Consider the following 10,730-nt stretch of genomic DNA (forward strand, 5'->3'; position numbering starts at 1 on the left):
CACGACCACGACCACGACCATCATCACTCAACCAACGAATTAGAGCAAGATTGGCACGTCTGGTTTTCACCGAAAATCAGCGAACAAGTTGCAGAACAATTAGCTCAACAGCTCACTCAACTTTATCCGCAATACCAAGCTAAAATTGCCGCTAACCTCGAAACATTCAAACAACAGTTAACCACAACAAATCAGCAAATTACTCAACAACTTGCCGAATTTAAAGACCAAGGTTTTTATGTTTTCCACGATGCTTATCGTTATTTCGAAAATGCTTACGGATTGCAACAAACTGGTTATTTCACTATTAACCCTTTGATTGCTCCGGGAGCTAAAAAATTAGCAAAAATTAAAGAAGAAATTAATGAACATAAAGTTAAGTGTCTTTTTGCAGAACCACAATTTACCCCGAAAGTGCTTCAAACCTTGCAACAAAGCACGAATGTGAAAATCGGACAATTAGATCCGATGGGTGAAAAAATTGCTTTAGGAAAAGGATCTTACAGTGCATTTTTACAGCAGATTGCCGATAATTTTGCACAATGTCTGCAAGAGTAAGTCGAAAAAAGGGATTATCTTTGGGGTAATCCCTAATTCCTTCTAAATATTGAATATATTAACCAAAAATTTCGGAATGTGTATTAATACGAACAAGATAAAGTAGGTTATTCTCAATCTTATAAATTAAAACTAAATCATTGAAAATATGGCAATCTCTATAACCTGCCATTTCTCCAATTAAAGCATGATCTTTATATTTAGCAGGTAAGCTCCTCCCTCTTTGTAATAAATACAATACCTCAATTACCTCCGGAGAAAAAAATTTCTTTTCCCCCAATTTTTTTAGATCTCTTTTAAAATCCTTAGTTAAGGCAATATTAAATAATACTTCCATATAAAAATTCTACTTATTCCTGATTAGATTTTTTTAAGATTTCTTTCATAACATTATTCATGTCAAATGAAGACTCTATAATCTCTACATCACCTTTTTCCACATCAGCCATTGCCCTTAGCGTTACTGCATTAGGTTTTAAATAGGAAAGGTCTAAAGGAATAGATTTAGTATTAGCAATTTCTGTCAAAAATAAATTAAACACTTGGGATGGCGTAAAACCATACTGTTCAATCACAGAAAAAGCTTCTTTCTTGAGATGATCTGATAATCGAAAGCTAAAACTTGCATTATTCATAAACTTCCTCTCTCTTCTTGATATACCCTGTTCCTATAAGTATAACTAGAGTTTGTATTTCAATGCAATACAAATTTTCTTAATTTAGAAGATAGCTTCTTTATGAGTTAAAGTTTAAAGATGAGCAAACCTTAAAAAACCTTACCCTTCATATCGATAAGGTAAGGTTTCATCTTCAATACTTAACTAATCAATCATATTATACATTTTATATAACTCTGAAGTTGAAAAATCAAAATCAGATAGTTTAAATACATCTCCCTTTTTCACTGTAGTGGATCACTACATTTTTTAGTTTGCACTTTAACATAGAGCAAAATTGCAGCTAGCACACCCAATGGGAACAATAAGTCAAATACTGATCCGTCAACACCAAAAATTAAGTTGGCGATGATCACACAGCAACCACCTATTGCCCAAGCGATAGTTGTCGGAATTGACCAGACAATCATCTGTTTCTTGACATCACTAATTCCCATCATTCTGTTTACTACCCAGAATAGACTATCATTGAAATATCCAAAGAAGAGTGATCCCATTGTTGCCGCCTGTGCTGCCAACAACATATTCACATTTGGAATAGACATTAAGATCGGTGCGGAAATAGAAGCCGCAGTCACCATTGCTACAGTACCGGAACCTTGAATAAAGCGAACTAAGGTTGAAACAATAAACGGAATTAAAATTGGTGAAATAGGTAAATTAGCAACTTGTTCCGCAAGTTGTTTTCCTGCTCCGCTATCACGCAATACCGCACCCAATGCGCCACCCGCACCAGTAACTAACAAAATAATTCCGGCAGTTTTTACCCCTTCTTCTAAGTGTAACGCTGTTGTATTTTTATCCACATTCGGTAATAAAGTATAAACAGAAACTAGAACACTTAACGCTAAAGCGGTGATAGGACTTCCCACAAAGGTAATTATTTGGTAAAAATAACCGTTTGCCATTTCCGGAGCAACGCCCTGTTTTATTAATAGGTCAACAATCGCTTTAATGAAGATTAATACAATCGGTAAAACTATCGGTAGCATTGAAAGAGTGAGGCTTGGTAGGTCTTTTTTCTCTTTCTCTGCGATATAGTTATCGTATTTTTGTTTTAATTCTTCATCAGTGAATGCTTGTTGGTTGAAGTCCGGGTATTTTTTATCTAACCATTTAGCATAAAGAACTATCCCGATCACCGCTGGAATGGCAAACAACATTCCCAATAACAGCATCGCACCAACATCAACACTAAATAATCCGGCAACACCTAATGGACCGGGTGTCGGAGGTACAGTATGGTGAGTAACTACCAAACCACCTGCCAATGCTACTCCCAAAGTAAGCAGAGATCGCTTACCATTTTTCGCTAATGCTTTTGCAACTGGATACAAAATCACAAAAGCGGAATCAACAAAAATTGGAATACTAACGATGTAGCCGGTAATAGCTAACGCCCACTCCTCTTTTTTCTCTCCTAAGAATTTGATGAAACTGTATGCCATTTTCTCCGCTGCACCGGATACTTCCAGAATACTTCCCATCATTACCCCTAATCCGATAACAAGACCGATACTCCCTAAAGTACTACCAAAGCCTTTAGAAATAACGGATAAGGTGTCGGAGGCATTTAAGCCTCCTACTAAACCTGCTATCGCTGAAGCAATCAACATTGCTATAAATGCGTGAACACGGGTGCGTAACACTAAAAACAACAGTACCGCCACGGCAATAATTAACCCAATTATTGGGATCGGCAAACCAAACATAATGATTTCTCCTGTTATAGATCTTTATTAATAAATTGATGAATAACATCTGCAAAGTGATTATCAACAACAAAGCCTAGTGATAACGCACGCGAAATATCAATTTTCGCCGGCCAACTTGCCACAATGTCATTAATTTTCTGGTCAAATTGATAAGTAACTTTATTAAGAATATCCTCCCCTTTAATTAACGCTAATTCGTGTAACATTGCTTCAACCGTAATGGTGAACCCTGGCAAATTTACAACATGCCAATCACGTTTATCTAACGATGGTAAAGTTAATGCCCTAATAAAATTCGCAACTACGGTATCTGGACTGGAAAGCCATAATGCAAGAGATTTATCAACCGGACAATTAGCCATTTCACCAGTTAATGGTTCACGAATAATGCCGCTTACAAATGAAGATGCTGCTTTATTAGGTTTTCCCGGACGGATACAAATGGTTGGTAAACGTAATACTAATCCATCAACAAAGCCTTTGCGGGTATAGTCATTAATCAACAACTCACACATTGCTTTTTGTGATCCATAAGTAGATTGCGGTGTTACTGCTGTTTGATCTTGAATAACTGCTGGTAAATCTCCACCAAAAACAGCTAATGAACTAGAAAAAATAAAACGAATATTTGGATTTACCGCTCGACAACTTTCTAATAAATTACGAGTAGCTAGAAAGTTTATTTGATAGCCCAAATCAGGATCTTCCTCAGCGTGGCTACTTACAATCGCCGCCAAATGAAAAATTGCATCAACATCTGCGGTTATGATCTCTTTTACTGCCGATTCCTGACGCAAATCCATTTTAACGCTACGTACACGAGAATCTTGATTTGGAATAACAGGCTCATTAATATCAACAAGAATCAACTCATCAATTTTGACATTTTGTTGCTGTAACAATGTTCTTGCTAATCTTTGACCTAAAAACCCTTGTCCACCAGTAATAATAACTTTCATCTCTTTTCTCCTCTTTATTTACTATTCATTTTTATACTCATCAAACCAACCCAATCCATCTTCTGTTTTTCCTCGTGGGTTATATTCACAACCAACCCAACCTTGATAACCGATATCATCAAGTTTTTTGAAGATATAGGAATAATTGATTTCACCCTCATCGGGTTCGTGTCGATCCGGAACGGAAGCAATTTGAACGTGAGCAAATTTGCCCTGCAATTTATCGGTTAAACGCGCCAAATTGCCATCCACATTTTGTGCGTGGAAATAGTCAAGTTGAACAAAAACATTATCGCGATTAATTAAATCCACTAATTCCAATGTTTGGTACTGACTTGAGATCAAATAATTCGGTTTAACTTGCGGACTTAATGCCTCCAGTAACACATTGATGCCGTGAGCTTTAAATTTGTCGGCGGCATAACGTACATTGTCGATAAAAGTTTGTTTATATTTTGCATATTGGCAAGGTTCAGGCACTACGCCAGCCATAATATGGACATTCGGACAACCTAAAGCAATCGCATATTCAAGCGCCAAATCAATATCTCTGTGGCTGTCTGCTTCACGTCCGGGAATCGCGGAAACACCCCATTCTCCAGCGGCAACATTACCCGGCGCAGTATTGAATAACACCTGTTTTAAGCCGTATTGATCCAATTTTGCTTTTAACTCTTCCGCCGGATATTCATAAGGGAAAAGATATTCAACATATTTAAATCCCGCTTTAGCTGCCGCTTCAAAACGATCAAGAAACGGTACTTCTGTAAACATCATTGATAAATTCGCTGCAAACTTAGGCATAATTATTTCCCCCTATTTTTCAAATCATTCACTTCATCATCTGTGAGATAACGAATATTCTGCCCTTGCAGAATAAACATTAATTTCGCGGTTTCTTCCAACTCTTCGCTATTATCCACAGCATCGCGTAAATCACTGCCACAAACCACCACGCCGTGATTTGCTAATAAAAATGCTTTACTCTCCTTGGCTTTCGCTGCCAAATCTCGCCCTATTTCCGCAGCTCCCGGTCGATAATAAGGAATCACCGGTAAACGACCGACACGCATCACGTAATAAGGTGTAAAGGCTTTGATAGCATTGTCATAATCCAAATCCGCTTTGCAGGATAATGCTGTCAAATAAGTGGAATGAAGATGAACTATCGCATTACATTCCGGTTTTTCACGATAAAGCGCTAAATGAAAAAAATACTCTTTTGATGGTTTTTTACCGCTCAACAATTTACCTTCAGCATCAATTACAGAGATTTCCTCTTCATTCAAACGCCCTAAAGAAGATCCTGTTGGTGTAACTAAAAAACGATTATCATCTAATTTCACCGAAATATTTCCTGCACCACCAACGCTAAAGCCACGTTCAAACAACGAACGTGAAAGCTGCACTAATTGTGTTTTAATTTCTTGCTCCGTCATTTCATCATCTCCTGTGCATAGCTAAAGAAAGATTCTTGACCGAAATTACCGGATTTCAATGCAAGATAAACCGGTGCATCCAACACGCCCAACCAAGGCACGCCCGGAGCAATCTGTTTACCAATATTGAAACCTTTAAAGCCTAATTTTTGTACTACAATACTTGATGTCTCACCGCCAGCAGTAATAAAGTTGGTCACACCATAATTACGTAATCTTTCCGCTAATTGGGCAAATGCCTGTTCAATCGCCTGACTGGCAGTTTCCGCTCCAAATTGTTGTTGAATCTGCTTTAATTTTTCCGGAGCAACAGTGGCATAAACCAAAGGAGCCTGAGCATCATCCAAATGTTCAACAACCCAATCAAAAAGCTGTTCAACATAATTATCATTGCTCAACACCTGTTCCACATCGAGCCACTGTGTTGCTGCTTTAGTCTGATAATATGCCACCTGTTTATTGGTCATCACTGAACAAGAACCGGATAAAATCACCGTTTTTCCTTTCGGTGGCACAAATGCCTGATGTGTTTTGCCCTGTGCCTGATGCTGTGCCAAATACGCCGCCAAACCGGAACCGCCGGTAACCAGTTTCATATCGGCAACTGCCTCCGCCAGCACCGCTAATTGCGAATTATCGACCGCATCAACCACGGCATAACGGAAACCTTGCTGTTGTAACTGTTGGAAACAATGTTTGACATTATCTGCTCCCTTGATCACGTCCGCATAAGGCACTAATCCGGTTTTCCCTTGCGCTTGACGATCCATCAAACGCATCAAATTTGCATCCGTCATCGGTGTTATCGGATGGTTCTGCATTCCTGACTCATTCAATAACACCTGACCAACAAAAAGATAACCATTAAAAATGGTACGACCGTTAACCGGTAATGCCGGTGTAATAATGGTGAACTTTTCACCTAACGCATCTAATAAAGCGTCTGTTACCGGGCCGATATTGCCTTGCGCTGTGCTGTCGAAAGTGGAGCAATATTTGAAATAGAATTGGGTCGCGCCATTATTTTGTAGCCAATGTAACGCTTCTAAAGATTGCTGTACCGCCTCTTGTACCGGATTGGAGCGTGATTTCAAGCTAATTACAATCGCATCCGTTTCCTGTTCCAATGCCGTCTGCGGTACGCCGTTCATTTGTACGGTACGCAAGCCGTTCTCCACCAAAAAACTGGCAATATCACTTGCGCCGGTAAAATCGTCTGCAATAACTCCTAACATCTTACTTCTCCTGTTTTTGTGGTAATTCAACGCCGCTGAAAATCTTAATCACCGCACTATCATCCTGTTTGCCGTAACCGGCATTGCTGGCTTCAGTAAACATACTATAAGCAGTGCTTGCCAAATGGAGTGGGAATTTCAAAGATTTGGCGGTGTCATTGACCAAGCCTAAATCCTTCACAAAAATATCCACCATTGATAACGGGCTGTAATCACCTTCCACAACGTGTTTCATCCGGTTTTCAAACATCCACGAATTACCGGCGGCGTGAGTCACAACGTCATACATTAACTCAAGCGGAATACCGGCTTTCGCAGCCAATGCCATCGCTTCTGCACCTGCTGCAATATGCACACCGGCTAATAATTGGTGAATAATTTTCACTGTCGCGCCTAAACCGATCTCTTCACCAATGTTGTAAACCTTGCTGGCGGTCGCATCCAACACCGGTTGTAACGCTGCAAATGCCTCTTTGGAACCGGCAGCCATTACTGTCATTTCACCAATCGCCGCTTTTGCTGCCCCACCGGAAACCGGCGCATCCAACATTAATAAGCCTAGTTTTGTTAATTTTTGTGAAATTTCTTTTGCATCTTGTGCTGAAATGGTTGAAGAAACCATCACCGCAGTACCTGGTTTTAATTGTGCCGCTAAGCCGTTATCACCGAACAACACTTGATTAACCTGTTTGGCATTCACCACCAATAACACAACTGCATTCAATTTATCGGCAAACTCACCGGCATTCTTCGCCACGCCTTTTGCACCGGCATTTTTAAGTTTTTCAAGTAATTTATCATCTAAATCAACACCATAAGTATCTAAGCCTGCTTTAACACAAGATAAAGCTGCGCCCATTCCCATTGCACCCAAGCCAACAACAGCTACTGAATATGTCATTTTTAATCTCCTTAGTTGTTTATTTTTTAATATTAGTATATTAAGTGATTTAAAAAATAAATTATGCGATCTGGATCACAATATTTAACAAATATTCACATATTTTTGTTTTATTTTGTTAAATCGAATTTATACAGCTATTAAATAAAGCATATCTCTATGTTTTTATTAAAAATAAATCTTATTGGATCAAACAAATGTTCAACGTTATAATTTGTAAAAAACCAATTAGGACAAAAAATGATTCCCGCAGAACGACAAAAACGTATCCTAAATATTGTCAGTGAACAAAATATCGTCAGCATTAACACTTTAATGGAAATGCTTGGTGTCTCTCATATGACTATCCGTCGGGATATTCAAAAATTGGAAGAGAAAGGTGAAGTCATTTCCGTTTCCGGCGGTGTGCAGATTCAAGAAAAACTAGCATTTGAGCCGACTCACACCGCTAAATCACTGCTGTTTCAGGCACAAAAAGAGCAAATCGGCTTGTGTGCAGCCAAACGCATTCCGGAAAATGCCACTATCTATCTTGATGCCGGGACAACCACGTTAGAAATTGCCCGCCATATTGCTGATCGGCAAGATCTGTTAATTATTACCAATGATTTCGCAGTAGCAGATTTTTTAATCAATCACAGTCAAGCTGAATTAATTCATACCGGCGGCAAAATCAATAAACAGAATCGCTCTGCGGTCGGTGAACTGGCAGCACAATTTTTACGCAATATTTCAATCGATCTTGCTTTTGTTTCCACCTCTTCGTGGAGTTTGAAAGGACTTACCACGCCGGATGAGAGTAAATTAGCGGTTAAACGAGCCATTTTGGCATCAAGCCGCCATAAAACATTGGTCAGCGACTCTTCAAAATATGGCAAATTAGCCACTTTTTGGATTTGTGAATTAAGTGCATTTGATAGCCTGATCACCGACAATCAATTACCAGACAATATCCAAAAAGCGATTAAAGCGATGGATATTGAGTTAGTTTTGGCTGGCAGTTGAACTGCGGCGAGTAAAACGTTTTTTAGTTTGTCTCTGCTGCGGTACATTTCTTAACGACATTAATTTTTGTAGATCAATCTGTTGGATCAATTGCGGTAACTGTGTAGTCAGTTGTTGCATAAAAGCTTGATAACTCAATTTTTTTCGGTAAATTTGCTCCAGTTGCTGCTCCCAATGTGCTGTCATATCAGGTTGTGTCGCTATATCAGGCAATGCCCCGATTAAAATTCGCCCAGCTTCAGTGCTATGAATTTGCCGTCCTTTTTTGGTTAAAAAACCGCGTTTAAACAGTAATTCAATAATTCCGGCTCGTGTTGCCTCTGTGCCTAAACCATCGGTTTCTCGTAAAACTTTTTTCAGGGCTTTATCTTGCACAAATCGGGCAATACCGGTCATTGCTGACAATAGGGTTGCATCGGTAAAATGCATTGGCGGTTGTGTTTTTTTATTCAGCACTTCCGCACTGGAACAGTATAATTCATCACCTTTTTTTACCACTGGTAATGCACTTATATTTGACTGCGGATCAGCATCTTCCTTACCTTGTAGTTTTTTCCAACCAGCATTTGCCAATCCTCGTGTTTGTGCAATAAAAGTACCGTTATCTATTGATAACTGAATCTTTGTTTTATGGTATTCCGCATCCGGATAAAATTGCATTAAATATTGACGAGCAACCAACTGATAAATCTTCTGCTCTTCACTGTTTAAACGCAAACCCTGTTTAGCTGTCGGTATAATAGCGTGGTGAGCTTCAACTTGTTTATCATTCCAACAGCGATTTTTTTGTGTAGGATCAAACCCCTCTACAAAGGATTGATATTGCTGACAATTATTAGAAATCGCCACAAAAATTTTCTCACGATCCGCAAAATGCTCTTCCGGCAAATAACGACAATCCGAACGTGGATAAGTAATAGCTTTATGTGTTTCATATAAACGTTGACAAATATCCAACACCTGTTGAGCGGACATTCCATACATTCGAGCTGCATCAATCTGCAACGCAGACAGAGAATAAGGCAAAGGTGCAGTTTCTTTTTCAGTTTTATTTTGAAAATCTGTTACTAATGCAGGTTTCCCACTCACTTTTTTGACCACGTGTTCCGCCAATGCTTTCGATAAAATTCGCCCTTCTTCATCTTGATAAGGTTCACAAGCCTCACTCGGTTTCCAGAGTGCTTTAAACGGGTAACCCTTCAACTGAGGATTATCAGCAACCGTTTCAACAGAATGATGAATGATTGCTTGAACTTCAAAAAAATCTTTTGGTACAAAATGTTCAATTTCCAAATCACGGCGCACAATTAAACCTAATACTGGCGTTTGCACACGACCAACTGACAATACCCCTTGATAACCAACCTGTTGCCCCCTCAAAGTATAAGCACGCGTCATATTGATACCATAAAGCCAATCTGCGCGTGTGCGTGCCAATGCGGAAATAGTTAAGAATTTAAAATCTTGATTTGATTGTAACTTATTTACCGCTTTGCTCACTGCCGCCGGATTTAAATCATTGATTAAACACCGCTGAATTGTAGCAATCTTTTCTTTTGGCAACTTAAAATAAGCAAATAGCTCATCAACTAATAACTGCCCCTCCCGATCTGGATCGCCTGTATGCACAATAATATCTGCTTGTTTTAACAGTTGTTTAATAACGGCAAGTTGTTTAGCTGTTGATTTTTTAGCTAAAAACTGCCACTGCTGTGGAATGATTGGCAAATGATCTAAACGCCATTGTTTAAATGTCGGATTATAAGCATCCGGCTCTGCCAGCTCCAATAAATGTCCGACACACCAAGTAACATAATCATTCTCACCACAACGAATAAAACCATCATTACGGTGGCGGGGTTTAGGCAATACATCAGCGATGGCACGAGCTAAACTTGGTTTTTCTGCAATAAAAAGGCGCATAACAATAATAAAAACAAAAAAATAATAACTATTGTAGTAAAGTAAAAGACTTTTTTGTAGCCTAAAAAAATGGATGAAAACTTATGATAAAAATCAAACGAACGAACCATTTATTTTATAAAAACAACAAAATTAACTTAAATAAATTTGAATTTGGAGTAGAATGATTAAAATCATTTAGGGTTATTATTAGTATTTTATAGTAACCAAATATTATATTTTATAAAACAAAAGCAAGACGTTTACTGTAAATAATTTTACAATAAATTCGTCTATTTTTACGGAGAGCTTTAATGATATTTAATATTATCCAAGCAA

The 10,730-nt window shown here is 38.5% G+C and carries 11 protein-coding genes; 2 read left to right on the top strand and 9 right to left on the bottom strand.

Annotated elements, in window-relative coordinates; translation table 11 throughout:
- The coding region (gene znuA, locus JP36_RS09585) for a zinc ABC transporter substrate-binding protein ZnuA (protein WP_039174191.1) at positions 1-558 on the top strand (558 nt) is incomplete at its 5' end.
- A 58-nt stretch (positions 559-616) separates the two neighbouring features.
- Here znuA and JP36_RS09590 read toward each other — a convergent pair.
- From JP36_RS09590 to ltnD, 8 genes are all read right to left on the bottom strand, one after another.
- Positions 617-895 carry a type II toxin-antitoxin system YafQ family toxin gene (locus tag JP36_RS09590; RefSeq protein WP_013745442.1) on the bottom strand — a complete coding sequence of 93 codons (279 nt, stop codon included), beginning with the start codon at positions 893-895 and terminating at the stop codon, positions 617-619.
- Between the two features lie 13 nt (positions 896-908).
- Complete coding sequence (locus JP36_RS09595; protein ID WP_013745443.1) at positions 909-1,193, bottom strand: type II toxin-antitoxin system RelB/DinJ family antitoxin; 285 nt, start codon at positions 1,191-1,193, stop codon at positions 909-911.
- Positions 1,194-1,459: 266 nt separating this feature from the next.
- On the bottom strand, positions 1,460-2,947 hold the full coding sequence (locus JP36_RS09600; protein ID WP_013745444.1) for a gluconate:H+ symporter: 1,488 nt from the start codon (positions 2,945-2,947) through the stop codon (positions 1,460-1,462).
- 14 nt (positions 2,948-2,961) lie between these two features.
- The gene (gene denD / locus JP36_RS09605; protein ID WP_039095879.1) at positions 2,962-3,909 is read right to left on the bottom strand and encodes a D-erythronate dehydrogenase; all 948 of its coding nucleotides are present in this window, start codon (positions 3,907-3,909) and stop codon (positions 2,962-2,964) included.
- A gap of 21 nt (positions 3,910-3,930) precedes the next feature.
- The gene (locus JP36_RS09610; RefSeq protein ID WP_013745446.1) at positions 3,931-4,713 is read right to left on the bottom strand and encodes an HPr family phosphocarrier protein; all 783 of its coding nucleotides are present in this window, start codon (positions 4,711-4,713) and stop codon (positions 3,931-3,933) included.
- A 2-nt stretch (positions 4,714-4,715) separates the two neighbouring features.
- A complete protein-coding gene (locus tag JP36_RS09615; protein WP_039151077.1) occupies positions 4,716-5,348 on the bottom strand; it encodes an aldolase in 633 nt (210 codons plus the stop codon).
- On the bottom strand, positions 5,345-6,583 hold the full coding sequence (otnK, locus tag JP36_RS09620; protein WP_039174193.1) for a 3-oxo-tetronate kinase: 1,239 nt from the start codon (positions 6,581-6,583) through the stop codon (positions 5,345-5,347). The genes JP36_RS09615 and otnK overlap by 4 nt, the downstream gene beginning before the upstream one ends.
- 1 nt (position 6,584) lies before the next feature.
- On the bottom strand, positions 6,585-7,484 hold the full coding sequence (gene ltnD, locus JP36_RS09625; protein WP_018346755.1) for an L-threonate dehydrogenase: 900 nt from the start codon (positions 7,482-7,484) through the stop codon (positions 6,585-6,587).
- A gap of 240 nt (positions 7,485-7,724) precedes the next feature.
- Between ltnD and JP36_RS09630 the strand changes: the two genes are divergently transcribed.
- A complete protein-coding gene (locus tag JP36_RS09630) occupies positions 7,725-8,489 on the top strand; it encodes a DeoR/GlpR family DNA-binding transcription regulator (protein WP_039174198.1) in 765 nt (254 codons plus the stop codon).
- Here JP36_RS09630 and JP36_RS09635 read toward each other — a convergent pair.
- Positions 8,469-10,412 carry a DNA topoisomerase III gene (locus JP36_RS09635; RefSeq protein WP_039174200.1) on the bottom strand — a complete coding sequence of 648 codons (1,944 nt, stop codon included), beginning with the start codon at positions 10,410-10,412 and terminating at the stop codon, positions 8,469-8,471. The genes JP36_RS09630 and JP36_RS09635 overlap by 21 nt on opposite strands.
- Positions 10,413-10,730 lie beyond the last annotated feature (318 nt).

Origin of the sequence: Gallibacterium genomosp. 1 (genome assembly GCF_000771875.1) — a bacterium.
Classification (GTDB): Bacteria; Pseudomonadota; Gammaproteobacteria; order Enterobacterales; family Pasteurellaceae; genus Gallibacterium.